General features: G+C 54.4%; 32 protein-coding genes. 19 read left to right on the forward strand and 13 right to left on the reverse strand.

The window, feature by feature from the left end; genetic code table 11:
- The first annotated feature begins 192 nt into the window (after window positions 1–192).
- The 3 genes from ACZ49R_RS08440 to ACZ49R_RS08450 all read left to right on the forward strand — a co-directional run bounded on the left by ACZ49R_RS08440 (window position 193) and on the right by ACZ49R_RS08450 (window position 2,758).
- Window positions 193–456, forward strand: coding sequence for a hypothetical protein (locus tag ACZ49R_RS08440; protein ID WP_464732701.1), 264 nt, complete (start codon window positions 193–195; stop codon window positions 454–456).
- Window positions 457–1,098: 642 nt separating this feature from the next.
- Entirely contained in the window at window positions 1,099–1,350 is a 252-nt protein-coding gene (locus ACZ49R_RS08445; protein WP_464732702.1) for a hypothetical protein, read from the forward strand.
- A 142-nt stretch (window positions 1,351–1,492) separates the two neighbouring features.
- The gene (locus tag ACZ49R_RS08450) at window positions 1,493–2,758 is read left to right on the forward strand and encodes a zinc ribbon domain-containing protein (protein ID WP_464732703.1); all 1,266 of its coding nucleotides are present in this window, start codon (window positions 1,493–1,495) and stop codon (window positions 2,756–2,758) included.
- A gap of 131 nt (window positions 2,759–2,889) precedes the next feature.
- Here ACZ49R_RS08450 and ACZ49R_RS08455 read toward each other — a convergent pair whose 3' ends face one another.
- On the reverse strand, window positions 2,890–3,345 hold the full coding sequence (locus tag ACZ49R_RS08455; protein ID WP_464732704.1) for a type II toxin-antitoxin system VapC family toxin: 456 nt from the start codon (window positions 3,343–3,345) through the stop codon (window positions 2,890–2,892).
- Window positions 3,317–3,598 carry an AbrB/MazE/SpoVT family DNA-binding domain-containing protein gene (locus ACZ49R_RS08460; RefSeq protein ID WP_464732705.1) on the reverse strand — a complete coding sequence of 94 codons (282 nt, stop codon included), beginning with the start codon at window positions 3,596–3,598 and terminating at the stop codon, window positions 3,317–3,319. The genes ACZ49R_RS08455 and ACZ49R_RS08460 overlap by 29 nt, the downstream gene beginning before the upstream one ends.
- A 167-nt stretch (window positions 3,599–3,765) precedes the next feature.
- Here ACZ49R_RS08460 and ACZ49R_RS08465 point away from each other — a divergent pair, with 167 nt between their 5' ends.
- Window positions 3,766–4,431 carry a radical SAM protein gene (locus tag ACZ49R_RS08465; RefSeq protein ID WP_464734114.1) on the forward strand — a complete coding sequence of 222 codons (666 nt, stop codon included), beginning with the start codon at window positions 3,766–3,768 and terminating at the stop codon, window positions 4,429–4,431.
- Window positions 4,432–4,617: 186 nt separating this feature from the next.
- A complete protein-coding gene (locus ACZ49R_RS08470; RefSeq protein WP_464732706.1) occupies window positions 4,618–5,094 on the forward strand; it encodes a hypothetical protein in 477 nt (158 codons plus the stop codon).
- A gap of 341 nt (window positions 5,095–5,435) precedes the next feature.
- On the opposite strand, the gene ACZ49R_RS08475 is transcribed toward ACZ49R_RS08470, so the two are convergent.
- Both ACZ49R_RS08475 and ACZ49R_RS08480 read right to left on the reverse strand, forming a co-directional pair.
- Window positions 5,436–5,648, reverse strand: coding sequence for a hypothetical protein (locus tag ACZ49R_RS08475; RefSeq protein WP_464732707.1), 213 nt, complete (start codon window positions 5,646–5,648; stop codon window positions 5,436–5,438).
- Between the two features lie 335 nt (window positions 5,649–5,983).
- Window positions 5,984–6,466 carry a PaREP1 family protein gene (locus ACZ49R_RS08480; protein ID WP_464732708.1) on the reverse strand — a complete coding sequence of 161 codons (483 nt, stop codon included), beginning with the start codon at window positions 6,464–6,466 and terminating at the stop codon, window positions 5,984–5,986.
- A gap of 185 nt (window positions 6,467–6,651) precedes the next feature.
- On the opposite strand from ACZ49R_RS08480, the gene ACZ49R_RS08485 reads away from it, so the two are divergent.
- The 4 genes from ACZ49R_RS08485 to ACZ49R_RS08500 all read left to right on the forward strand — a co-directional run bounded on the left by ACZ49R_RS08485 (window position 6,652) and on the right by ACZ49R_RS08500 (window position 8,834).
- Window positions 6,652–6,993, forward strand: coding sequence for an ATP-binding protein (locus ACZ49R_RS08485; RefSeq protein WP_464732709.1), 342 nt, complete (start codon window positions 6,652–6,654; stop codon window positions 6,991–6,993).
- Window positions 6,994–7,147: 154 nt separating this feature from the next.
- A complete protein-coding gene (locus tag ACZ49R_RS08490) occupies window positions 7,148–7,510 on the forward strand; it encodes a hypothetical protein (RefSeq protein WP_464732710.1) in 363 nt (120 codons plus the stop codon).
- A gap of 244 nt (window positions 7,511–7,754) precedes the next feature.
- Window positions 7,755–8,534 carry a hypothetical protein gene (locus ACZ49R_RS08495; protein WP_464732711.1) on the forward strand — a complete coding sequence of 260 codons (780 nt, stop codon included), beginning with the start codon at window positions 7,755–7,757 and terminating at the stop codon, window positions 8,532–8,534.
- 27 nt (window positions 8,535–8,561) lie between these two features.
- A complete protein-coding gene (locus ACZ49R_RS08500) occupies window positions 8,562–8,834 on the forward strand; it encodes a hypothetical protein (RefSeq protein ID WP_464732712.1) in 273 nt (90 codons plus the stop codon).
- Here the strand turns inward: ACZ49R_RS08500 and ACZ49R_RS08505 are convergent.
- Together ACZ49R_RS08505 and ACZ49R_RS08510 are read right to left on the reverse strand one after the other, a co-directional pair.
- Entirely contained in the window at window positions 8,794–9,063 is a 270-nt protein-coding gene (locus ACZ49R_RS08505; RefSeq protein ID WP_464732713.1) for a hypothetical protein, read from the reverse strand. The genes ACZ49R_RS08500 and ACZ49R_RS08505 overlap by 41 nt on opposite strands.
- A gap of 166 nt (window positions 9,064–9,229) precedes the next feature.
- Window positions 9,230–9,460, reverse strand: coding sequence for an FmdE family protein (locus ACZ49R_RS08510; RefSeq protein ID WP_464732714.1), 231 nt, complete (start codon window positions 9,458–9,460; stop codon window positions 9,230–9,232).
- Window positions 9,461–9,545: 85 nt separating this feature from the next.
- Here ACZ49R_RS08510 and ACZ49R_RS08515 point away from each other — a divergent pair, with 85 nt between their 5' ends.
- The 6 genes from ACZ49R_RS08515 to ACZ49R_RS08540 all read left to right on the forward strand — a co-directional run bounded on the left by ACZ49R_RS08515 (window position 9,546) and on the right by ACZ49R_RS08540 (window position 14,247).
- Window positions 9,546–11,264, forward strand: coding sequence for an AMP-binding protein (locus ACZ49R_RS08515; protein ID WP_464732715.1), 1,719 nt, complete (start codon window positions 9,546–9,548; stop codon window positions 11,262–11,264).
- A 21-nt stretch (window positions 11,265–11,285) separates the two neighbouring features.
- On the forward strand, window positions 11,286–12,029 hold the full coding sequence (locus ACZ49R_RS08520) for an enolase N-terminal-like fold-containing protein (RefSeq protein WP_464732716.1): 744 nt from the start codon (window positions 11,286–11,288) through the stop codon (window positions 12,027–12,029).
- An 84-nt stretch (window positions 12,030–12,113) separates the two neighbouring features.
- Window positions 12,114–12,722 carry an energy-coupling factor ABC transporter permease gene (locus ACZ49R_RS08525; protein ID WP_464732717.1) on the forward strand — a complete coding sequence of 203 codons (609 nt, stop codon included), beginning with the start codon at window positions 12,114–12,116 and terminating at the stop codon, window positions 12,720–12,722.
- Complete coding sequence (locus ACZ49R_RS08530; RefSeq protein WP_464732718.1) at window positions 12,719–13,030, forward strand: PDGLE domain-containing protein; 312 nt, start codon at window positions 12,719–12,721, stop codon at window positions 13,028–13,030. The genes ACZ49R_RS08525 and ACZ49R_RS08530 overlap by 4 nt, the downstream gene beginning before the upstream one ends.
- Complete coding sequence (locus ACZ49R_RS08535; RefSeq protein WP_464732719.1) at window positions 13,011–13,595, forward strand: cobalt transporter; 585 nt, start codon at window positions 13,011–13,013, stop codon at window positions 13,593–13,595. The genes ACZ49R_RS08530 and ACZ49R_RS08535 overlap by 20 nt, the downstream gene beginning before the upstream one ends.
- Window positions 13,576–14,247, forward strand: coding sequence for an ABC transporter ATP-binding protein (locus tag ACZ49R_RS08540; protein WP_464732720.1), 672 nt, complete (start codon window positions 13,576–13,578; stop codon window positions 14,245–14,247). Before ACZ49R_RS08535 ends, ACZ49R_RS08540 begins: the two co-directional genes overlap by 20 nt.
- Here ACZ49R_RS08540 and ACZ49R_RS08545 read toward each other — a convergent pair.
- Genes ACZ49R_RS08545 through hypE form a run of 7 tightly spaced genes read right to left on the reverse strand, consistent with a single transcriptional unit; the run spans window position 14,239 to window position 20,714 of the window.
- Window positions 14,239–14,535 carry a hypothetical protein gene (locus tag ACZ49R_RS08545; protein WP_464732721.1) on the reverse strand — a complete coding sequence of 99 codons (297 nt, stop codon included), beginning with the start codon at window positions 14,533–14,535 and terminating at the stop codon, window positions 14,239–14,241. The genes ACZ49R_RS08540 and ACZ49R_RS08545 overlap by 9 nt on opposite strands.
- 4 nt (window positions 14,536–14,539) lie before the next feature.
- Entirely contained in the window at window positions 14,540–15,238 is a 699-nt protein-coding gene (locus tag ACZ49R_RS08550) for a hypothetical protein (RefSeq protein WP_464732722.1), read from the reverse strand.
- Complete coding sequence (gene hypF, locus ACZ49R_RS08555; protein WP_464732723.1) at window positions 15,228–17,474, reverse strand: carbamoyltransferase HypF; 2,247 nt, start codon at window positions 17,472–17,474, stop codon at window positions 15,228–15,230. The genes ACZ49R_RS08550 and hypF overlap by 11 nt, the downstream gene beginning before the upstream one ends.
- Window positions 17,467–17,814: a HypC/HybG/HupF family hydrogenase formation chaperone gene (locus ACZ49R_RS08560; RefSeq protein WP_464732724.1), complete on the reverse strand. Its 348-nt coding sequence runs from the start codon at window positions 17,812–17,814 to the stop codon at window positions 17,467–17,469. Before ACZ49R_RS08560 ends, hypF begins: the two co-directional genes overlap by 8 nt.
- Window position 17,815: 1 nt before the next feature.
- Window positions 17,816–19,096 carry a hydrogenase formation protein HypD gene (gene hypD, locus ACZ49R_RS08565; protein WP_464732725.1) on the reverse strand — a complete coding sequence of 427 codons (1,281 nt, stop codon included), beginning with the start codon at window positions 19,094–19,096 and terminating at the stop codon, window positions 17,816–17,818.
- 20 nt (window positions 19,097–19,116) lie between these two features.
- Window positions 19,117–19,689 carry an MBL fold metallo-hydrolase gene (locus ACZ49R_RS08570; protein WP_464732726.1) on the reverse strand — a complete coding sequence of 191 codons (573 nt, stop codon included), beginning with the start codon at window positions 19,687–19,689 and terminating at the stop codon, window positions 19,117–19,119.
- Window positions 19,683–20,714, reverse strand: coding sequence for a hydrogenase expression/formation protein HypE (hypE, locus tag ACZ49R_RS08575; RefSeq protein ID WP_464732727.1), 1,032 nt, complete (start codon window positions 20,712–20,714; stop codon window positions 19,683–19,685). The genes ACZ49R_RS08570 and hypE overlap by 7 nt, the downstream gene beginning before the upstream one ends.
- 83 nt (window positions 20,715–20,797) lie before the next feature.
- On the opposite strand from hypE, the gene ACZ49R_RS08580 reads away from it, so the two are divergent.
- Genes ACZ49R_RS08580 through ACZ49R_RS08595 form a run of 4 tightly spaced genes read left to right on the forward strand, consistent with a single transcriptional unit; the run spans window position 20,798 to window position 24,221 of the window.
- Window positions 20,798–21,265 carry a Ni,Fe-hydrogenase maturation factor gene (locus tag ACZ49R_RS08580; protein WP_464732728.1) on the forward strand — a complete coding sequence of 156 codons (468 nt, stop codon included), beginning with the start codon at window positions 20,798–20,800 and terminating at the stop codon, window positions 21,263–21,265.
- Window positions 21,252–21,875, forward strand: coding sequence for a hypothetical protein (locus ACZ49R_RS08585; protein ID WP_464732729.1), 624 nt, complete (start codon window positions 21,252–21,254; stop codon window positions 21,873–21,875). Before ACZ49R_RS08580 ends, ACZ49R_RS08585 begins: the two co-directional genes overlap by 14 nt.
- Complete coding sequence (locus tag ACZ49R_RS08590) at window positions 21,862–23,199, forward strand: NADH-quinone oxidoreductase subunit B family protein (protein ID WP_464732730.1); 1,338 nt, start codon at window positions 21,862–21,864, stop codon at window positions 23,197–23,199. The genes ACZ49R_RS08585 and ACZ49R_RS08590 overlap by 14 nt, the downstream gene beginning before the upstream one ends.
- Window positions 23,145–24,221: a hydrogenase cytochrome b subunit gene (locus ACZ49R_RS08595; RefSeq protein ID WP_464732731.1), complete on the forward strand. Its 1,077-nt coding sequence runs from the start codon at window positions 23,145–23,147 to the stop codon at window positions 24,219–24,221. Before ACZ49R_RS08590 ends, ACZ49R_RS08595 begins: the two co-directional genes overlap by 55 nt.
- Window positions 24,222–24,352 lie beyond the last annotated feature (131 nt).

Raw genomic sequence — 24,352 nt, forward strand, 5'->3', positions numbered from 1 at the left:
GCTCGGGCTGGGTTGAGGACGTGGGGGCCTTGAGCATCCTCTCCCCGCAAGACTACGTCAGAGCTCCTCTTTGGGAGGCCTTGGCAAACTTGAGGAGACTTGCGGTGTCTCTGGGGTACGGGGGTAGACCGGTAGAGAAGGGCGAGCCCCTCTCCGACGACGATACTGGATGCCCTCGGCGTGGAGGCGGAGGTGGAGTGGGTCCCGGAGCCGGCCTCGCCCGAGCTACCCCACGACCTCCCCGTGGACTACATGGAGAGGTACTGGGCCGTCCTGGGGGCATATGTGGAGGAGGTGGTGAGACACATGGGGCTGAAGGTCTACGACAATACGCCCATAGCCTCCGTGGAGCTCGGCCACGTCCTCAAAAGGGAGCGCTTCTACAGGTCTAGTTTAGAGTTCATATTCTCAGCCGCCGTCACTTGGGCAAGCGCAGGCTCTACGCTCGGGCGTTGACCTAGTAACCCCTCGGCGGCCTAGCGCTCTGGCAGACCTAAGGCCAAGACCCCCGTGGCGCCTCCCGCAGACCCAGCAACACACGGATCCCGGGAACCACCGGGGAAGACACAAGCGCCTTCAGATGGGGGATACCCGCGATCTGTCAACCACGTAAAGGGGGCGGTGGGCACCTCCTTGTTACCCTCCGCCGCCCCAGCGGCGTCAGTCCGCGCCGGTGTAAGACTTGCTGAATGCTTTACTAAATCACGCTCTCCACTAGGTTCAAAATCCCTAGCCAGCCTCACTGCCGATGTCTCTTGAGGTTGCGCTGGCCGTGCCTTCCGCCCGTCTGCCGCCTGTCTGGGCGCCGGCTTGCCCCGTCCGCCGGCCGGCCACCGAGGGCACCGGGATGGTTTCCCATCCATGGGACATTTCCTTTTTATGTTTCCTAACTGTTTGTGATTTCTGTGCGGCGTAGATCTAGGGGTCGCGATAGGGAGGTGGGAGAGGTGCGAAGCATAGCTGACGAAGGCCGACGATGGATGTCCCTGCGGGAGATCCGCTTAACGGAGCTCTTGAGGAACGCCGTCCCTAGCCTACGGAGCTCGTCTAGTAGAGTTGGCTCATATGCATACAGGGCGCGAGGGAGAAAAGCTAGGTGTGGAGACCCCGTTGTGGGCGGGTAGGGCGTTGGTCTTGGGGAAGGCTATAACGGGGAAACCACGGTTAGTATCCGCCCGGCGACGAGACGATGTATGCAACAACTTCACACCTCCCCCGCCACATGCGCAGAAAGCCAGAGACGCCCTTTCAACTATTTCGACTAACCTGCCTGACGTCGTCGCTGTCAGGCAGGTGAACCGAGGGAGTAGAAATTGTGAAGAGGTTGCGTTAGAGGTGTGGACGGGTTGAAAAACGGGTCCAGGGGAGGGGGCGGGTTTCGCCAACTCTGAGGCTGGGCACGGCGCCGTGGGTTTGTCTTGTGAAACTTTTGGCCTGCCCCCATGCGCCTTTTATAACCAACAGAGATTTCAGCCACTCCACATACACACCCATGGGCCAAGTCTACAGGACACTGAAGATCAGAATCCCCTGGCGGTTGGTCGAGGAGCGTCCAGACGTCCTTGACCTCGCCGTAAGGATGCGCTTGGCGGTGGAGGAACACGTCAAAAGGCTGTTGAAGGAGCTGACGGGACAAGAGGAGCCAAGAATCACGACGGAGGAGTTGGATAGACTCCTCACGCCGGACAGAAGAGAGTTTGCGCGCCGAATAATTGAGGAGGTGTTTCCAAAGTACGGTCTCAAGAAGTACTTCGTGGATAAAGCCAGGGTGTTTTGGCGCGATGTGGTGTTCCACCGGGCGGTTCCGCTCGACGCCCAGCTTAGAGTTGAAAGCGAGAGAGACGTGAGCATGGCCGTCTTCGTCGACCTAAAGAGCGGCGTAGTCAGAGTGCGCAAGTTGGGCATACCGCCTTTCGCTGTCGAGTTGAAGAAGGGCGACATCTCTTGGATAAGAGAGAGACTACAGGAGGGCGCCAGACTAAAACTGGCACTCTTCGGCATTGAGAAGAGAGGTGGTGAGAAGGAGCCGACATACGGCGACCTGTACATCGCCCTGGTGTTCGCCCGCGAAGTTCAACAGATAGAGCCCAAGGCGCTTGTCGTTGACGTCAACCGGTTGGACCACTACGTAAAGGTTGGTCTCGTGGTCGACGGTCGTGTCGTGGAGTTGTGGAAGTTCCCCAAAAGGGAGCGGATACGGAAGCTTGAGAAGATCCACACCCATATAAGCCAGTTGAGTAGAGTCCTCGCACGCGTGGACGAGGACGAAGACCCGCGTAGAGCGTTAGACCTCCAGAGGCAGCTGTGGAAGCTTGAGACAAAGCGCTACGGCGTAATCCGCGACGTCGTTATAAACGCCGCCCGCGAGATTATAAAGTTGGCGAGGGAGCACCAAGCCGCCGTCGTAGTTGACGCAGTGGAGGACGACACGTACCGAGAGCTGAAGGAGAGGAGCGGCGATAAGAAACACCTCCTCGACGGCTTGGGCCAACTAAGGAGGAGACTGAAGGAGTCGGCACGATGGTACGGCCTTCCGTATGTGGAGGAGCGGCTGTATTCGACCATCTGCCCCCGTTGTGGAGCCAAGATGGCAGAGGAGAGGGGCCGCTTCATGCGCTGTCCCTCGTGCGGCTTCAGAGCGCACCGCGACAACGTCCCCATGATATGGGCAGAAAAACGCTACTGGGAAATCCTCCAGAAAACAAAACAACCCACTTTTTCCTCCGCACCGGCGACCCTCACACTTTTAACCTCGTAAGTTTTCTTGCTTCATAAATGGCACATGGCCCCGGGGCGGTGACGGGGGCGCCAAACTGTTACAATATAAACAACTGGCGGCCGGCCCCCGTATGACCCGCCCTCTCGCCCCGGTGCACCCGGGGCGGGCCCTTAAGTCCCCCAGGGAGGGGCCAAGAGAGAGGTAGGGGGACACTCGTCTAGGGCGTCCCGCATCTCGGCTTCAATCTTCTTGAAGAGGGGCGTGCCCCCGATCCTCCTGGCGGCGGCTATCACGAGGCAGTCCGGGAGCGCTATCTTTAGCCTCTTTTTGAGCTCTCCGGCTAGGGTCGACGTGTGTATGTCTATGTCTAGCACATCGGCTCTTCTCGTGATCCACGTCACGAAGTTTCTAGCCTCTCCGTTGGGGTCTTCCACTCCAGCCGTGTTGTAGATCCTTGACGCGACATACAGCGTCTCGGCTAGGGTGATGGCGTTTACGTAGAGCTCTAGCTCCCCCCTTGTAGCTCTCTGAAAGATATTTTCGACGAGGCCCCTGTAGGGGGACTTGGCGACGATGTACTCAACTAGTACGCTTGTGTCAAGTACCAACTTCTTTCCTAAGCGCATCTAGCCTTCTGTCCCACTCCTCCTTCTCCTCCTTGACAGCGTTTTCCACCTCTTCGGGGCTTACATCCACCACCCTGGGCTTGAGCGGCCTTAACACGATAGCTCCTCCCACGACCTCCGCCACGACCTCCTCGCCCTCTTTGATCCCCGCCTCCTCTCTTAGAGCCTTGGGCAGGGCCACAATCCCCTTCTTATAGACCCTGAGCACAGCCCTCGACGCCCCGCGCTCTGTCACGGCAAAGTTAAACCTCATATTTATAAGTTTAACTCTCGGCTTCGGATAAACTAGGGCTTTAGCCAAATCGGTTTGCTACACCCCAGCGGCTCCGCCGTCTTTTCAACGCCGGCGTAGCGCCGGTTTTAGACTGAGCTAAGATCCGTCATACTCTTTCCGGGGTTCTCTAAACTCTGCCGTAGTCTCTGTGTGGGGGATGTACGCAATGGGCCGGCTGTCTCTGGAAGCCCCGCCGCGAGTCTGGTGGAGCCGAGCGGCAGAACTGCGGCGAGCTAGACGTGGAGAGACTCCTGGGCGAGCTCGCCCGCGCCAAGCCCTACATAGACTATCTACACGTCACAGGCGGAGAGCCCCTGCTACAGGCGGAGGAGCTGAGACACCTCTTCAAAAGGGCTGGGGAAGCCGGCGTGGCCAGAAGCCTCAACACCAACGCCCCCCTCACCAAAGCCTTAGAAAAAGTCATAGACGAGGTAGACCACCTAGCCACAGACCTAAAAATACCAGACCAGATGTACGGCGTTCCACACTGGCAACGGCTGTGGCAGAACTTCCTCACCTCCCTAAAAACCGCCTCAAGTAGAAAAATCCCCATCGAGCTCAGAATCCCCGTCGCGAACCTCCCCCTAGAGACCTACGCAAAAAGGATAGAGGAGGTGAGCAACGCCCTAGCGGAGACCGAGGTCACGGTGGTGATACAGCCGCTCCTCGGCCCACCCACCACAGACCCAAGAGACTCCCAGTGGTGTAGACAACACTGCAACCCACCCCCAAGCCACTTACAGCAGATAGCTAAACTGGCCGCCGCCCTGGGAAAAGTGGTGATAAAGAACTACGGCATCTTCACCAACTAAGCCTCAAATTTTAAAAAATTCTTGACCTCTATGGGTATCCGAACCGTAACAATCCTTATCTTCGTGATAATCTTCCTCATGGTGCCCATACTATTCTTCCTGCCAGTCTCGGTACGCTTCTCGGTAGGTGAGGTGCCGCCGGGGACTTGCAATCTTGTGTTCAACAACACGATGTTGAACTATACTATGTATGTCGAGTACTGGAACGGGAGCTTGATATATAGGGGACGCGGGTGGTATCTAGTAGCCACGGGGGCCAGGAACTTCGCCATGGGGTGGCTGGAGCTGGAGTACAGCAACGGCACGAGGAGGTCTGTGGAGATCGCGGGGGCAGAAAAAGACAGAGCATTCTTGATCACCGGCTACTATCAACAACTCATTTACACGCTTGACGTTGCCTGCGACATATATCTACAGTATCTCAGGGGGCAGCTACCCCCACCTTACGAGGTGAAGAGGGAGAGCGGCAAGGTGGTGATAGTTACCAGGTACTCCTCCAGCGGCTACGCGAGATACGAGTGGAGCGGAAACGTGCTGACGCGCTTCATCTACGACCTAAAATACGCCAACGGAGTCAGGCTCGTGGAGGAGCTAACTCTACTCGAGCAGAAGCCATACGACCAGAAGCTTTACGAAGCAGTCCTACAGAAGCTGGGCAGGTAGCGCTCCACCTTTCAGACGAGTTGGAGCGCCGCCCCATCTTGAGGGGATTCTACGTCCTGTGGAGGATGGGGCTGCGTTGGGCCTTCTGGGTGGCCTGGGGCCTCTCAGTAATCGCCGCCTTGTTCCTCGCCGCGTTAGCCGCAGTGGCTTCGTATCTGTTCAACTAGCCGGACTTGTTGTCCGAGGGGATCGGTGCCCTCGCGCTGAGGCTCTCCAGCGACCCTTTCTTCACCGCAGTCTCCTTTGTCCTCGACATACTCGCCCTCTGGGTCTTTGTTGCGAAGGTCCCCTGTTGAGTGACCTCTGGAGGCACACCGGCGGGGTCTCTTCCGTGTCTCCTTTTACCTTATGTTCGTAAGCATCCCTTGGTGTCTCTCCTTGCAATCGATCCAGCGGCGGCCCTCGTGGCGGTCTCTCTGATCTTCGCCGAATACCTCGCCGAGCCCTTCGCCTATAGGGAGACCTCGCGCCAGCTCTGCGCCGCGGATGCCTCCTGTTCTAGAACCCAGGCGGGCGTGTTCAACAAAGCCACGTAGCTTCCGAAGGCCTACCACTAGAGACGGCCTCTATGCCCGCCGTGGCGAAGGCGCATACCACGGGGTAAAGCTCTACGACAAACGTGGCCGTCAACCTCCACAATTTTTAATACAACGGACTTGACAAATCCGGGTTCGGCAGATATCCACACATCAAGTTGGCAACCGACGATATAAAAAGACTTGTCCAGACGATATCCAGCTACCTACGCCAACCGGAGTCATAGCTCTTCGGAGTCTTTAGATACAAAGATATGGGCTCTCTGTCTATATAGCGGGAGAGACCGGGCGCCGGGGGAATCAACAGATCAAGAGACCTTCAAAAGTTGTTGGAGAGTTGGCCGTTTCCTACCCTAGAGGCCCAGCGACGAGAGGATCTCCTCGATGCCACGCAACAGCGTTTCGATGTCTCTCTTCGCCGTCTCGTCGCTCCTATACGGGCTCAACACCCCCTCGGGGTCGGGCCCGTTGTACTGATACTGATGTATCCAGAGCGCCTTGTCTGTCAAGGCGTCTACCCTCCCCCCTATCGCCATGGCCACCTCCTTGAGGTATGTCGTCGGCATAACTGCAATAATCCAATCTACCCTGTCGACCCTCGCCCTCCTGCCTCTCAGCCTGACCTTGCCAGGGTACAGCTTGGCCAGCTCTTCCCTCCTCTCTGTGGCAAGCGCCGCCACTAAAGCCTTCCACGCTTGAAACGCCTTACCGGCGGCGTTTCGCAACAGACCTTGCTCAAGGAACTTTCTAGCCAGCTCAGCCTCAGCCCTAGCCTCCTCAAGTCTCACCCTCTTGTACCCTGCCAAGTCAAGCCAAGGTTTAGGCAAAACCCCCACGACATTTCTATATGTAGAAAATTATAAATTTGGCGCCAGACCGTTTTTCCGCCTGTCTCTAGGCGTGACGAATGGAAAACAATGAGTGCCTAGAGACAAACGGGATCCATAAGCCCATGTTGATATACTAACCGGAGGACTATGGAAAGACGGCGCTTCGAGACCTTGAGGGGTAGGGCTACGGCGTGATCTATTACAGCCCGGCGGAGTGGGCCGGCGGGCGGCTACTATCCACCGAAGATCTGCGGGAGCTCGCCAGAGGCGTTGCCGAGGTGCTGAATTTACCCGCGGCGGTTTTAGACAAGCTACTGGAGCTCGCGGCGAGAGCAGTTAGGTTGGGGAGGGGGAGGGTGGCGGTGCTTCTCGACGACGTCTTTCTGGCGGTGGGCGTAGATAGGGCGGAGCTCCTTGTGAAGGCGCTTCCGAATTTTATCGAGTATCCGCCGAGGGACTACGAGCGGGTTGTGGTGTTGGCGGCGTCAAGCGAGGGGGTTGGAGGGTTGGCAGACACTGGTGGGCCGGGGTGAGGGTTATGTGGAATATGTCTAGGGCTAGATTTGGGGAGCTCCTCAGTCAGATACCTCCCTCCAAGCCCGATTTAGACACGGCGTGAAGGCTCACCGGCGGCAACCCAGACCTAGCCGGCGAGCTTGCGGCGGGGGCTGGGACGTAGGCTGGGCCGTGGCGAAGATCGCGGCGGAGAGAAAGATACGGGAGCTGGCAGCCTCGCTTAGCCAGAGGCAACGCGCCGTTCTCCAAGAGGCCTCGGAGGACCCAGACGCCGTGGAAAGACACATGGCCGAGGAGGGGGCAGAGGCTCTGAAGCTCGTGGAGGCGCTGGTGGACCGAAACCTCATCATCGACTGGCTACCGGAGAGGGAAGGCCGCCTCTGGATCGACAAGCCGTCCCCCGAGAAGGAGCTAGACATCGGGGTGGGGGAGAGCTTCGCCTGGCAAACCCCCCTCCACAGAGAGGCCGTGAGAAAAGCCCCCCTTGGGCCGGAGCGCTCCCGCCCCGAGCCGCTTGGGGCAGTCCGGAGCTAGGCCACGCCGGCGCCGCTGTTGACGAGCCCCAGAGCAATGGGGCTGTTCGTGGAGTAGCGTAGAAAGTGAGACGGCTCGTGATTTGGAAAAGTGTGCTTTAACTTCATGACCCGCCACTTAGCCCAGAGCAACGGGGGTTGCTCCAATAAATGTTAGATAACGCATTATGCGCTCCACCATCTTGACGCCGTAGGTATGTACTTGCAGTACATCATGTTTAAGAAACTGGATGGCGGATTTTGTCATGAGATGGGCTTGCAAAATCGCGGTAGCTGTGGCGGCCGTTTTGGTGGCCTTCGTGGTATACGTAGCTGTAGGCGGTCTCCAAGCGGTTGGCGGGCAGAGGAGCGTGTCCGTAATTGAGGGCTTGGCCGTGGCTGAGTGGGACTGCCGTGACTATTTCTGGTACATATACGGCAGACTGCCGAAGAAGTTGAATATCGAGTTAGACGACGCAGTTAAACATATTCTAGATAAACCAACGGGCGTTTTTGGCACGCCGTGTGGCTTTTTCAATATTTCAGAAAAGCTTCGTCAATGGCTAAACAACGACCCGGTCGGCATAGAGGTCTACGAGAGGTGCTACGGGGAGATGTTTGTAGACGCGGCGAGGATATACATCGTGGTGACCGACCATGCTTGTAAGGAGAAGATAGCGGGGACTATCGGCGATCTAGCGAAGCAGTTCGGCACCGAGGTTATCTTCCTAAAGGGCAAATACACATACAAACAGCTGAGCCAATGGGCAGACGCGTTGAAGGATAGGCTGTATAGGGAGGAGAATGGGGGGAGGTTGTCGCAGATGTGTAACTACACGAGAGCATTTTGGGCAAACTTTGACGTAGCTAGAAACCTAGTCAATATATATGTCCAGCCAAAGTGCCTCAGCCCAAGTGTAGTCAAGGAGTTGGCGAAGTTGGTTGACGAGCTGGGAATTCCAAGAGAGGCGGTCTTGGTAGAGGACAGTCCAGAGATGGGGGCGCTATTCGTCGTCCTCCCTTGTCCAACCCGCTGTCCTTGTTAAGATTTATATTTGTGGTCAAGTTTCTACGTGGGGAAGTGGCTGTTGAGGATTCTTAAGGCTTGGGTGGCGTTTGGGGCGCTCCTCCTCATATTTATCGGCGTTCTGCTATTCCCATTTACTCTGCTTCTGGGGGCCGTTAGCTTCGCCGCCGGCTGGTACATACTGCTCTATGTCGTTTTCTCTGGGAGCGAGGGCTTTCGGCGGGGGTTCGCCATTGGGTGGAGATGCGGCGCGGGGGATAGGGAGGCTTGTGAAGAGTTTAAAAAGCTGTTTGAGTCGGCGAGGAAGAGGAAGGCTTAAACTCGGCGATTTTTCTCCCCACGACCGCATATGTCTTAGACCTGCGCAGCCTGGGCCTGCGCCTTCCCACGACGACTGCCTTTTCTGCTAGGGTTGCGACGCCGCATCTATCGCAGACGGTCCAGCTCGGCCTTGTTTTTAGAGGGTCGAGGATGGGGTCTGGGGGCACCTCCTCTATCTTGAATATGACTTCTGGAGCCTCCAGCACCTCTGCCGAGGCCTTCTCCATTAGGCTTCGGATTGACGTTCCTCTTCCGTGAGCTGGGGTAGGCGGCTCCAGTAGTCCCGGTATCGGGGGTTCTCCATGGTTGGAGTGGAGAGGCGGCCTGCGAGCAAGATCTTGACGGCTTAACTGTCGATGAGGATTAGGGCGAATCTGCCCGTGTCTCTGTAGATCAGCAGTTGCCCAGCGCCGCGCCTGTGACCACCTGGACTCCATTTGCGAAACAGGTGTCGTCGGCTACAGCGATTATGTAGGCGTCGTCGGCCGGCAAGACGCCCAGCTTCTCCAGCGCCACCGCGCTTGTCTTCATGCCTACTGCCAGGCCTACGCATATGTGGCCGTGTAGCTCGCCGCAAGCCCCCAGAGGCCTCTCCTCTGGAGGAGCTCCACTATCTGTTTCCAAAACCTGTCATACATTAACACAGAATATGTATTATTAAGAGTTGCGGCTGGGACATAGCTTTTTAAGGCTGTGGCAACCATCTGCCATGTCATCGGTGGAGGCGGTTGTGCCGCCTAGTCTCAAGTGGAAGACTGTAGACTTCTCTCTCTATTTTAAGATCTATGGGGAGAGCGTGAGCGATGTCTTTCAGTTCTGGATGGGAGAGGCGATGCGGCTTGTGTGGAGGCGGCCGCCGTCTAAGGCGTATGAGGGGGGCGTGTGGTTTCCAGATGGGGAGCTATCTCCCTACGAGAACGTGATTGGGAGACATAGGGGATCTTGGGTATGGGATAAGGTAGCGCTGGTGTGGGAGAGCGAAGAGGGAGAAGTGAGGGTTTACACCTACGGCGATTTGGATAGGTTGGTAGGGGAGATGGCGGGCGTGTTGAGGGGGCTTGGGGTGGGGAGGGGGGACTGGGTGGTTTTCTACGCCCCGCCTACGCCGGAGGTTGTGGCTTTGATGTTGGCGGCGGTTAGGCTGGGGGCGCCTTTTGAGCCGGTCTTCACGGGCTGGGGGTGGTACGCCCTGGCTAAGAGAGTCGCCAACAGACGGCCGAAGGTTGTTGTGACGGTGGACGCCTTCCCCAGGCGGGGGAGGCCTGTGAGGGTGAAAGACGCCGTGGATAAGGCCGTGCCCGAGGAGGTCAAGGTGCTGGTGGTGCCTAGGATGGGCGTGGGGGTGGCGAGGCGCCGCAACGACGTATTTCTAGAGGAGGTGGAGCGGGCGCCGTGGGAGGAGGCGGTTGTCCCCAGCGGCCACCCGCTCTTCGGCCTCCACGCCGGCTACCCCGAGGGGCCGAGACCGCTTACCCACCGCGCCGGGGGGTATTTGACGCAGACCTACGCCACCACCAGATGGCTGGGGATTAGGCCGAGGGACACCTACTTTTGTACGGTTCTCCCGGGGTGGATTACAGGCATAACCTACGTCCTCTTCGGCCCGCTGATGGTGGGCTCGTCTGTGGTGGTGTACGAGGGGGGGCCGGACTACCCCCACTGGGGTAGGTGGTGGTCTATCATAGAGAGGTACGCCGTGACTGTGTTCGTCACTACGGCGGGGGCCCTCCGCTACCTCTCCAGGCAGGACCCTGAGCTGCTGAGGAGGCACAACCTGGACACCCTCCGCTTGATCATAACCACCGCGGAGCCCATGGAGGTGGAGATCTGGCGGTGGGCATACCAATACGTGGGTACTGGGACGGTGCCCACAGTCGACTCTCTGCCGGAGAAGCTCAGCGGGAGGATTCCGGTGATACATAGCTTTATACAGACTGAGTTCGGCACCTTTGTCACGGGGCCTCTGCCGGATTACGTCTTCACGCCGTTGAAGCCGGGCTCCGCGGGGCCGCCGATGCCGGGTTTTGTATTAGACGTGGTGGACGAGCTGGGGAACTCCGTGAGGGGGAGGCCGGGTAGGCTGGTGGCAAAGGCCCCCTGGCCTGCCATGCCAGTGGAGCTGGAGTTCTCCGGCGTATACGACACGGGGGACCTGGCGGTTATGGACAACGACATGTATATCTTCCCGTTGGGGAGGAGAGACGGCGTGCTTAAGGTAAACGGTTATAGGATCAGCCCCGGCGAGATCAAAGAGGCTATATCTAAGACGTTGGGCGTCGAAGTTGAAGTAGAAAAGGGCAGAGATCCCCTGAAGTTTGAAGTTCCAATTGTAAAAATTAGGGGTAGCTATAAGCCAGAGGACATAAAGCGGTTGGTAAGAGAGATGGTAGGCCCCATCGCCGAACCGGCTGAAGTAGGCCTATCTTAAGTACTAGAATTTTTGTATTACGTGCTTGTTAAGAAAATCGCAGAGTATGTATCGCAGATGGTCGAGGGGCTTGAGATCGTGGATTACTGCGTCTGTTTTTCTGGCGTATATGTAGTTGTTAAGGGGCCGCGGGGGAAGGCGCTGGGCTTTGCCCACATTCCTAGGGAGGACCTCCACGAGCTTGGCGAGGTGAGGCCCCCCGCGTTGGAGGAGATGGCTGACTTCGTCGTGGATCTACACACCATAAACAGGGCATTAGGCGTGGCGATGGTAAACGCCGTGTCTCAGTACCACCTGGGACCTGTAGAGCCAGGCGACTTGATGAAGTACTACGCGAGAGACCCGGTGTGTCTAATAGGCAACATGAGACCCCTAGCAGAGGCCCTCAAGAAGAGAGGCCACCTGAGGGATAGGTTTCTGGAGGAGCTGAGCGGAGGCGAGTTCCGGCTGATCCTCCTGGCTAGGGCACCTGCAGTGGAGCCGAGGGTTCTCCTGCTGGATGAGCCCTTCAACAACCTAAATCTGAGACACCAGCTGGAGGTGGCTTCGCTTTTGAGGAAGCTCTCCAGCGACGTCACCGTGATGGCTGTTCTACACGATTTAAACATGGCTCTAAGGTATGCCGACTACGCCATATTTATGTCCCGCGGAGAGGTATACGCCGCGGGGCCTACAAAAGCTGTCTTTAGAGAAGACGTCATATACGACGTCTACGGCGTCAAGACGAAGATACTTTGGGAAACCCCCGCCGCTGTCCCCCAGTAGCCGCCTAGATAATGCACATCGTAATACGTGACTAAGGTGTATTTATTACAGTGAAATTATTTATAAGTATGAAATATTCCTCTTATGCACATACCGGACGGGTATCTAGACCCCGTTTCGGTTGGCGTAACCTGGGCGATAATGTTAATCTACGGCTTTTTTGCGTACAGGAAGGCGGCGCTTGGGAAAAATCTGGAGGTTGTGGTTGGGTTAGCTGCCGCGATTTTTATAGCGCAGATGTTTAACTGGCCTATCCCCGGCGGGACCTCTCTTCACCTTGTCGGCGGAGCGCTCGCCGCTATTATGCTAGGGCCCTTCGAGGCGTTTTTCGTGTTGCTCCTCGTCCTCCTCGTACAGACGTTGGTTTTCCACGACGGGGGGATCACAACGCTTGGGGCCAACGTGATAAACATGGGCGTGGTCGCGCCGCTTGTGGGCTGGGCGGCGTGGAAGCTCCTCTCCAGATACAACAAGCCGCTTGCGGCGGCTGTGGCTGGGTGGGCTAGCATCACTGTGGCGGGGATGGCGGCGGGGTTTGAGATCGGGATAAGCCCCTACTTCCCCTACGCCTGGACGATCAGCGTGCCTGTGATGACCACGTGGCACGCGCTGTTGGGCGTAGTAGAGGGGGTTATAACGGCGGCTGTGGTGGAGTATCTGCTCAAGAGGGCTCCCCAGTACGTGAGGGCATGAAGAAGCTGTACATATTTCTGGCGTTGATGGCGCTTGTGTCGCCGGTGTTCGGCGTGTGGCTAGCCAACCTGGTGGGCTACCACGAGCCGCTTGACGTGGCCGCGGACAAGATAAACGAAGTGGCTAACGAGACGTTGCACAAGGTAATACTGCAGGACGTCAGCGACCAGATGAACTGGACCCCGCTGAAGGACTACACGGTGCCGGGGCTACCTGATTGGCTTGGCTATATCATATCGGCGTATATAGGCCTCGCAATATTTATAGCCCTCTGGCTGGTAGCTAGACGTGTTAAGAAAACTCGTTGAAGATATTACTGAGGCCGTCGCGGCGTTTGAGCGGATCCCCAGAGTGGAAAACACCCCCTTTTCTATACTCCTCCTCGTCTCCACCGCGGCGGCCTCCTTTTCCCCCTCTGTCTACATCGCTGCGGCGTTTTTCGCCCTGGGCCTTCTCTTCGCCGCCGCGGCTAGGGAGGTGAAGCCGTGGGCTCTAGTGGCTTTCTTCTCCCTTTTCTTCTCGGGGCTGGTCTCCCTCCCGGCCGCCCTAGGCCTTCTCCCCAGCAGGACAGACCCTCTCCTCTTCGTGGCGAGGACAGTCTCCGCGGCGTCGGTTGCCACGGGAGGCCTTCTCCTCACCGGCTGGTGGGGCTTCGTGAGGTCCCTCAGGCTGAGGGGGGACTTGAGGCGTATGTTCGAGCTTATGCCGCTCTCCGTCATGGCCGTTGGCCGGGCGGCGGTGGTCATAGCGGCGGCTAAGGAGGCTAGGGGGGAGGACAAGAGGGCTGTGGCGGCGGCTGTAGGCGACGTTTTGATATACGGCATACAGAGGGGGATGAGCCTGAGGATGGCGTATGAGGCGCGAAGTGCTTAAGGCCGTCGACGTCTACTTCGGCTATTCAGAGGACGTGCTGAAGGGAGTTAGCCTATCGGTTGGGGAGGGGCAGTTCGTGGCGGTGATGGGGCCCACCGGCTCGGGCAAGACCACCCTCCTCCTGGTGCTGGCGGGTCTCCTCAAGCCGCGGAGGGGAGAGGTGTACTTCATGGGGGAGCCCCTGGAGGGGCAGCTCCCGGCGGCTAGGAGGCTGATGGGGGTTGTGTTCCAGAACCCAGACGACATGTTTTTCAACCACACGGTGAGAGACGAAATCGCCTACACAGCCGTGAGGATCTACGGCAGAGAGGAGGGGCTTAAGCTCGCCGAGGAGGCTGCCAAGGCCCTTGGCATAGAGGGTCTCCTAGATAGGCCTCCCTACAAACTCAGCGGAGGGCAGAAGAGACTTGTCACCCTGGCCGCCGCCACCGCCCACAGGCCTAAGCTACTCCTGTTGGACGAGCCGACGACTTATCTAGACGAAGACGCGTACGAAGTTGTAGTTAACTATCTCGCGAAACTTAAAGCCGGCGGCGTCTCTGCAGTAATTGCCACACACGACGAAGAACTTGCTGTCAGACTTGCAGACTCTGTTTATAAACTACGCGAGGGGAAGCTCACTCCATATATGCCGCGTAGAAAGCTATGTTAAAACATAGAGAGTCTTCTCCTTAATACTCCTCATAAGCGCCTCTTTCGCAGTGCCTTTCATAATTTTCGCCTCCGTATATCTTTCAAGAAGTTGCGCAAATTCTGTTGCTATAGCCTTTGCCTCTTCTCCCTCTGCAATAAGCTCTGCCCTAGGCGGCGGCTTCTCGCCAACTCTCCATATAAGCAGTCGTAAATTTAAAGAGAGCCAAGTCTCTTCTACGTATATATATATCTTCTCGCCGTATGTATATATTTTGCCCCCCTTCTGGGCTAAAAGGCGGAGCGCCATGTTTTTACATCGGAATTTTAAATATATAACCCACTACTTTTTTCTCCGGCGGCTCTCTAGGCAAGCCAAAAAAGACATTAAATCTATCTATTGGCTTGCCGCCGGGGGCTGGAAATAAGAAGTGGTTCTTGGGGTCGAAGGGATCTCTTAAAGCAACTACGGCAGGAGGAATTCTTGCAGGTATGTAGTGGAGCCTGATATATACCTCTTTCACCTCGCCGTCTCTATATCTAAAATATAGGGGCTCGTATTCATAAATGCCGCCGTCTCCCCTCCATCCGAAGAAGAGAACCCCCTCTAACGCCCCGGCTACCCACTTCGCTGAATAGTATGCGACATGGGGCTCGTCGCCGCCTAGCCTAATTTTTGAAAGCGGCTCTTGGTTCAACGCGGCTGTGGCCGCCAGCTTTCTATCTATTCTATCTATGGCTCTGTCCGGCGGAACGCCCCGCCTCAAGAGCTTGCCTAACGCCCTGGGGAGTCCCCATCTACGTGCCACATCGATTAGGTAGATGCCGGGCCTCACGCGGCTGTCCCCCACGCCGCATATCACCACCGCCTCTTTCAAGCCGACTACTGCCCCGTCTATTTCAACTTTCACAGTCCCCCCGCCCCTAGTTAACCTATAGGCGCCGTTTTTAACCTCGCCGTCTCCGCCCTCATAGCGGAGGGGGATGCCGCCGCAGAGTAGCCTATATTCCAAGGTGGGCAAGGTAGTACAGCTGGCCGAGGGCTATGCCTCCGTCGCCAGGCGGCGTCTTCGACGGGAGAGCCGCTCTTCTACATATTGACTCCAGCCCGGCGATTATGTAATCATTTACGGCAGCTCCGCCTCCAACCACTATATGTCTCACGCCCTTCCTTTCCGCCGTCTCACAAGCCCACTTGCCGAGGATCTGCCCCAACTTATACTGGGCTGTATATGCAAGATCTTTTACATCGGCGCCTTTTAGATACAGCTCTATGAGTTGCCCAAACAACTCCACTTGGTCTTCAGCCTCTAGCTCAATTAGCTTCCCGCCAGCCGCCGTAGTTTCAAGCCTAATGGCCGGCTCTCCTTCATACGTCCTCTCCCAAGCCACGCCGAGTACTGCCGCCACGGCGTCTAGAAACCTCCCTACGCTAGAGGTGTAGAGCCGAGGCTTTTTCACTTCTCTTGCTACGATTTGAGCTTCTGACAAACCGCCGGGGAGTCTTTCGGCAAGTTTCAATCTCTCTACGAGATCCCAGTCTTCGCCAAAGTATTTAAATAAATAGGCCAACGCCATTCGAGCTGGCCTCAGGGCGGCGAGGTCGCCTCCCGGCATGGGGACATAGGCGAGGTGACGGACTCTCTCATATCTCGCCCCGTCTACATATAAAACCTCGCCGCCCCACGCGGCGCCATCTTCTCCAAGCCCCACGCCGTCTATAGCCACGGCTACGAAAGGCTCGGCGATTCCTACATCTGCAGCAGTCGCCAAGGCGTGGGCGTGGTGGTGTTGTACCATGTAAATCTCTGCGTTAAACTCTTCGGCCCACTCGCGGCACAACCTATGTGAGTTATAAGTTTGGTTGAGGTCACAGACGAGGACAAACTCTCTTAGTCTATACGTCTGGACTAGCCAACGGAGCTCTCGGTCTAGATCTTCAAGTGCCTTGAAGCTATCTAAATCGCCTATGTATTGAGTTAAAATAGCCTTATCGCCTATGCCCACGCCGCCTGCTGTTTGAAGATCTGCCCCAAAGGCCACTGCGGCTCTGCCCAAGCGTAAAGGCGTTTTTATCCACACAGGGGCGTAGCCCCTCCCTCTCCTCAGTAGCGTAGGTCTACCGGCTGTGAATCTGACTACGCTGTCGTCTACTCTATGAACAATCTCCAGGGTGTGGTCTAGGATATAATCTGCCACGCCCAACTTCGCAACACACCGCCAATCTGTACACATAGGCTCGCCGTGTATATTCCCGCTTGTGGCAATGGCGAATTTATCCCTTATATCAGACAAGAGGAGATATTGAAGCGCCGTGTAGGGGAGAAATATGCCCTCTTTGTCCAGCCCAGGCGACACTAGAGGAGACGCCGGGCTATCCTCTCTCTTGAAGAGTAGAACTATTGGCCTTTGAGGCGATGTTAGAAGCTCGGCTGCAGTTTTATTAACTACTGCCAGCCGCCCCGCCGTCTCAAGGTCAAGCGCCATTATAGCAAAGGGCTGGGTAGGCCTCTTCTTTCTCTTCCTAAGCTTAGCCACTACGTCGTCGTCTGAGGCGAGAGCAAATATGTGGAAACCCCCAACCCCCTTTACCGCCACTATATAGCCCTCGTTTATTAGCCTAGAGGCCTCGGAGATGGGATCTCCCACATCTATAGGTTCCCCAGTTGAGTCCAATAATTTGACTTGAGGCCCGTCATTTTTACAAGATATACCCTGGTAGTAGAAACGCCTAATGCCGCCTACTTTAGGGTCGTTATATTCCCTTGTACATTTATCACATAGGGGGAAGGCAGTCCAACTTGTGTTTTCCCGGTCGTAGGGGAGTTTTTTAATTATGGAGAACCTCGGCCCACAGAAGCTACAGGAGTTAAAGGGGTAACGTCTCCTCCTCTCATCTCCTTCGAGAACCTCTCTGAGACATTCATCACATATGGCTAAATCTGGGGGGATCATAGATACAGTCTCCACCTCCTGTGAACTTTTTTCAATAGTAAAGCCGCGCACTCCCCTGGGGGCTACCTCTATAACTCTTATATCTTCTATATATATCGCCTTTGGCCGCCCGTTTAGAAGACTATCTAAAAACTCTCTGCTTCTCTCTCCCTCGACGTATATCTCCACCTCTCCACCCCCCAAGTTTTTTACATAGCCGCTGAGGCCTAGTTGATCTGCCAGAATTTTGACATATGGCCTAAAGCCTACTCCTTGGACAATGCCGATTATATGTATTAGGTAGGCCTTAGGCAAGTTCTCTCAAAGCCTGGCTCCTCCCTTGCCGTACCTCCTCTGCGATTTTTAACACACGCCACATCTCCTCTTCGATAATTTTTTCAGCCGCTCCGGGGTCCTCCCCTGTTGAAGCTGCCAGTTCTCTAGCCATCTGTTTCCACATCTCCATACTTTCTTTTAGAGTCTCTAGATCTACTTTCGCAATTATAACGCCGGCGTGAACCATTACGAGGTCGCCCACTTGTAGTTGTCCCTCCTCTATGCCTATCACCGCCGGTCTCTCTACGCCATCTCCAGGATCTACAAAGGCGATGCTCCCCTCTATTTTTTTAACTACTGAGGGGACTGCCCAACACATATTACGCCAGGCCTATCTCTTTTGCAACCTCCACGGCGAGACCTCCGCCTCCAAATCTCGCCCATATGGCACACGTCCCCTCTATAGAAACCATACAGGGGCCGACGGGGTGATCCGGCGTGCAAGCTTTCATAAAGAGCGGACAGTCGGTAGGCTTGGCTTTGCCGAGGTTGACTTCTGCACATTTACAACCAGGCGGCAAGTCGTAGCGCCATCTCTCCGGCGTTAGGTCTGGGATTCCGAAGTATTCAAAGGCGTCGTACTGCTTGAACTCCTCCCTAAGCGCGAGGCCGCTCTTTGGGATATAGCCTATGCCTCGCCACGCCGTATCTACAGTTTCAAACACTGTATGTATTGAAGACTGCGCCTTTAAATCTCCCTCCCACTTTACGGCTCTTACATACTCAATTACGACTTTATGTTCGCCATTTTTTAACTGTCTTAAAATTTCGGCAATTGCCGTAAGGACGTCGTTAGGCTCAAACCCCGCCACAACTACAGGTATACGGTACTGCTCAGCCACGGGGGCCCAGGCCTTGCCCCCTATTATTGTTGAGACGTGGCCCGGCGCGATGACGCCAGAGATGGGATAGTCGGTAGGCTTTTCTTTAACCATGTCAAGGGCGTAGAACATCGCCGGCGGGGTCAGTTTGACTAGAGACATCAGCTTGAGGTTAGGAGGCACAAGCCCCCTCAAGATGGCCTCGGAGTAGCCCGGCGCCACTGTCTCAAACCCAATGCCCAGGAAGAGGGAGGGCTTGTTGTGCCTCTTGGCGTCTATAACTGCGTGGAGGAAGGTGTGTATAAGTCTCACGTCGGCACCCATCGCCTTAGCCTCAGCCAGCGACCTGGCCCCCCTCACCCTCTGGAGGGCCGGGAGCCTGAAGACGTCTCCGTATGTATATATCACTACTCCTTCAAAGGCCAGTTTGATCGCCTCCTCTAGGTAGTAGGAGGGGGTGACGCAGACGGGGCATCCTGGCCCAGCCACAAGTTCCACGTTGTCCACCCCAGCCATCTCTAGGACGCTCCTAAGGCCGAAGTGGACGATGGTCCACTCGTGGGTGCCGCAGAAGTCCATGATCTTGTATACGTAGTCTCCATCTCTCTTCTCGAGTTCTTCGGCGTATTTCTTAATATACTGGATCAACATGCCCGTGATCTTGCTCTTCCGCCTAAAGGCCAGCTCAAGGGCGGCCATCTCCTTACGCATCATAGAACAGTTGAAACAATCGGGAGAGGGGGCGGGGCCAGGAAACTCGCTCAGAGATAGACAAGACATGAGCTAGAGATATTTATCATTTATATATTTGAGGGGGAGACATCTAGGTACACCACTTGGGTATAGGGCTGGGAAATGTCTCTAAACTTAACGTAGGGCCGCATCTCCCCGAAGTGGATGGGTATTGCGATCTTCGGACGGATGAGTTTGACAGCCTCGGCGGCTTCTTCTGCTGTCATAGTGCCATCCCCCCCGATGGGGGCTAGAAAGATGTCTGTCTTAATTTTTGCCATCTCCCCTATTAAATCAGTATCTCCCGGGTGGTATAGGGATACGCCGCCTACCTCCACCAGATAGCCGACGCCAAATCCCTTTGGATGTACTGGAGCTCCATTTATTAATTTAGTCATATTATAAGCCTCCACAACAGATACGGCAAAAGGCCCGAGCTCAAGCCTATCTCCGGGCTTTACCGCAGGAGGTGCCAAGCCCCCGACGCCGCCGTAGTGTCTCGGATGGATGTGGGTGTAGAGGACATGTCTACAGGGGGGCTTCAACACGTCTATACAGAGTGACTCCCCGCCTGCCGATATCTCAACCCCAGCGTAATCCCACCGCATGATCCTCACGTCTCTAAAGACCAGTTTCAGCATATTCTCGGCACTATGTCGCCTCTGGGAGGCTCCAGAATCCTAAGCCCGCCTGCGAGAGTTTTAAGCAAGACATACCCCCTGTGTTGTTTTGTCTCTCTAAATTCGCCGACAATTCTCGCGTTTTGAAAGCCCAGCCCCCTCACGAACTTCACCACTTCCTCTGCGACAGAGGGATCAACAGCGAGGACCGCAACACCCTCGCTTGCTAAATAAAGCGGGTCTATGCCGAGCATCTCTGCGTATGACGCCACCTCTGGTCTCACAGGGAGACTCTCCTCCTCTACCACTATTACGCCGCCGCCGGCCTTAGCCCAGTCGTTTAACACCATGGCGAGGCCCCCTCTCGTGGGGTCTCTAGCCGCATGGATATACTCGCCGTATTTTTCCACCAGCGGCACCATGAGCTTGGTAAGCGGCTTCACGTCACTCTTTAGTTTGAGTTGCTCTGGCTTATCCACGTCCCCCATCTGCAACATAAGGATCACAGCGCCGTGATCTCCCACGAAGTCGCTTACCACGATCTTGTCACCGTGTCTCGGCCTATCCACGATGACTCTCTCCGCGACCCCTATCCCCACGGTCGTGATCACAATCTTGTCGAGCTGGCCCTTGGGCATTACTTTGAAATCTCCGCCGATGAGGGCCACGCCCTCCGTCTCTAGGACAGAGAGGAAGGACTTGACTACTCTGTCGAGCGTCTCGTAGGGGAGTCCCTCTTCTACTATAATCGAATCTAACATGGCGACGGGCCTACCGCCGAGCATTAACACGTCGTTTATAGAGCCCGAGGCAGCGAGCACCCCGATGTCGCCCCCGGGGAAAAAGGGCGGGTTGACTGTATATGCGTCAACAGTCACTACGAGATACCGGCCATCTCCCATAGGTATAGCTGCCGCATCATCAGGAAAATCAAGCCCAAGCCCCCCGGCCACCTTTTTAAGACTCTCTGGTAAACGCTTTAAGAAAAGCTTTTCAATTATCTCGGCTGTCTCAACTCCTCCAGATCCGTGGGAAAGCTTAATCATCAAACGTATGAACTATAGAGCTAAAATATTTACCTATGGCAAAATAGGGGAGAATGTATATATATAGTTAAGTGTTGAGATACATGCGTGTTTTGGTCGGCTACATAGGATATCTTTTTAAAGGAGATTGCGCCGTGGGTTTAAGGGCTGGGGAGTTACTCCGTAGCAAGGGAGTGGAGGCTGTGGAGCTGTCAGGCGATGTATTTACCATGGTAGACGAGCTTATGAAGCTAAAGCCAGACAAATTGATTTTAGTCGGCGCAGCACAGAGAGGCCGCAGGCCAGGCACTGTGGAAGTCTACAAGTTTACGCCTAGGCTATTCAACAACCCCCTGGAGATAAACGACGCCCTCAGGCCGTCGCTCGAGGGAAGGATCTCGCTGGAGGATCTCCTCATTGGCCTCAGCGTCCTGGGGAGACCCACCGACGAAATATATATAGTAGAGTGTGAACCTCCGAAGCCAGATCCCGTCGTCGGTCTCTCGCCAGAGGGAGAAAAATGTGCAGAGGAATTAGTTAGAAAAGCAATGGAACTATATGTGCAGGCTTGAAGAGAAGGACGTTGAAATCCTGAGAGTTGCCTTCTACAAGAGGGGGGCTAAGTTCTACGGCATATATAAAGAGGTTAGACTTCCTCTAGCTACTGCCTGGAGGAGGACAAATAAACTGGTTATGCTTGGGTTTCTTACTGAGAGAAAAAGCCAACTCTATATAACAGACAAGGGTTTAATAGCGCTCGCATATGCTGGCGATTCGGTAGCTTTAAGCGAGTTAGCACGGCGCTATGGCGAACCGCCAGAGGCTGTGAAATATGTAATAGACGAAATATGTAACGCGGTGGCTCTCGAATACATCCCACTGGAGAAGTTTTCAGATGTGGTCAAGCTTTTAGACATAGGCAATCTATACCGTTATAAAAACACAGTAGCTGAGCGGCTCGTGGCAAAGCTGATGTTAGAGTTTTGCAAGCCCTGCCGTATAGAAACAGAGAAGGGGTCTTACGTCCTCGGCAACGGCTTCATCGTGGCAGCCTACTGTAAATTATGCAATGGGGGGACTTATGAGCTTCTACCTGACTGCCCCCATGTGGCGGAAATTTTCTCCAATGTGAAAAAAGTATTTATTAACAAGGGCGGTGGAAAGAGCCATGAAGATAACTAGACGCGATCTAATTAGAGCTGGTTCTTTGGCTTCAGCTCTTTCTGCTTTAAACTGGCCAGCGCTTGTAAAAGCCGCTGGAGAGGCCGTTAAGGAGGGGTTAGTTAACATCGTTTGGTTTGAAGCGCAAGATTGCGCCGGAAACACTACCGCCATTATACAAGCCACAGACCCATCTCTGTTAGATGTACTCCTGGGCACGACGCCGCTTGTGGGCCCCGGCACCGTACGTCTAATATTCCACGAGACGGTGATGCCACAGTGGGGCACTTACCATGTAAAAGAAGCCACCGATGTGGCAGACCATAAGATACTTGAAAACTATGTCGTAAATCAGCCGCCGCCTGGCGATGCAATGAAAATACTAGAAGAGATAGCCGAAGGTAAATACGGCCCCTATGTCCTAGTGCTTGAGGGGAGCTTTCCACAAGAGTATGGTATCCCCGGTACAAATATTGGACAAAAGGGCGGATATTACTGTCTAATAGGTCACAGGACGTGTACAGAGTGGGTAAAATTACTCTTTAAAAACGCGCTTGCTGTAGTAACAGTAGGAAACTGCGCCTCTTACGGCGGCCTTGTGGCAAACAAGGTGTTAGAGCCACCACCCGGCTTTAAATACCCCACCTGGTCGCCATCTCCTACAGGTGCAGTCGGCATGTTTGACGACCCAGTAAGGGGGATAAAAGGCATGATACATCTTGACTATTTCCAGCCTGAGGTGGAACCATTTAGAAAATATATAGACGAAGGGGGTGTACCGGATTTCAAAACAATAAAACCGGCAGTAGCCGTGCCAGGTTGTCCTGCAAACGGTAATGCCATCTTAAGGACTTTGGCACTTCTTACATTAGTAGCAGCTGGTATACTTAAGCCAAATGTATTAGAAAGAAAGGCTTTTCTAGACCAATATGCAAGGCCACGTTTTATATTTGAACAAACAGTCCACGAACAATGTCCCAGAGCAGCATATTATGCAGCCGGCGATTTTAGACCATATCCAGGCGCTGGAGATGGAAAATGTTTATACGCCGTGGGATGCAAGGGGCCAGTATCCCACTGTCCCTGGAATAAACTAGGCTGGGTATCTGGCGTCGGCGGACCCACCAGAACCGGCGGAGTTTGCATAGGGTGTACAGAGCCAGGCTTTACCGACGCCTTCGAACCCTTCTATGCAAAACTTCCCTATGTCCCAGTGGGTACAAAATCTCTTAGCGATATAGCATTAGTTACTGCGGGAGCTATAGGCGCTGCGGCTCTGTTGGGCGGCGTGTGGACTGGGTTAAGAATGAGGACAGAGAAGAAACAACAAGAGGAGAAGAAGTAATGCCTAGTGCAAGATTAGTTGGAAGCTTTATTGCCACCTCCATCACGGTAGGTCTCACATGGGTTATAGTATATTACCTAGCGTGGATACCTCTCGTAGAGACGTGGCCAGAGTTTTGGTATTACATCATTACACATGGGATGAGTGGTTTAACATTCTGGACATTGACGGTAAGTGTATTTTTTGATATACTAATTATCTTAGTGGTAATATATGGTAGCATATGGGTGTTAGGTCACTTTGCCGTTTATGCTTCTCGCTACCAGTACTATAGGAGTTTAGTAGTGAACACGCCTAAAATTCCGAGATGGAGCGTATCTCAGAGAATACAACATATAGTGCTCTTCCTAACTCTAGTTATAACTGCGTATACGGGATTTGTGACTATGTTTAACCAAAACCCCGTGTGGCGTGAGTTTTACATAAACGGCGTATATGAGGCAGTAGGTAGTCCACCGTTTTATCTCTGGCCGGCTAAAACAGGACCAGTACCCCTGATGATAGTAATACATGTCTGGGCCGGCATAATAATGGGAGTTTTAGTAATTGCACATTTTGCCTATTATGGGACGATGGTGTTAATCGACCTTGTTAAAAAGAGGGGGCCTATACTTGACCGTTGGCCGCTTTTAAGATTCTACACGTGGGGGTTTGTTAAATACCTAGTTGCAAAAACTATATGGTTATTTAAACCAAGTAAGAAGCTACCTGAGTGGACGCATAAATACGACCCCGAGCAACTCTTTGAATACTGGGGTGTCTACTGGGGTATTGCCATACTTGGCATCCCAGGCGCAATAATGGCAGTGTGGGGACCCTCGGCTTATGACGGACTAGCTTTTATACTCCACGTCAAAGAGGCTATATTAGCTGTTTCATTTCTGTTATTAGTACACATAACCTATACACACTTCATGCCCCATATCTTTCCATACAATGTTATGTTCCACAGCGGCAAGATGCCTGAGGGGATAGCTAGAGAAGAGCATCCGCTCTGGTTTAAATCTATAAAAAGGTTATAATAACCTCTTGTACTTTTTGTAATATTATATATATTTCCACTTGTTTATATTGAATATCAAAATATCAAAATATATTATTTGTGATACATAAGGTAAGTCTTTTCATGATTTTGGAAATCACATTTTTTAAA

The sequence above is a fragment of the Pyrobaculum organotrophum genome (genome assembly GCF_055384425.1).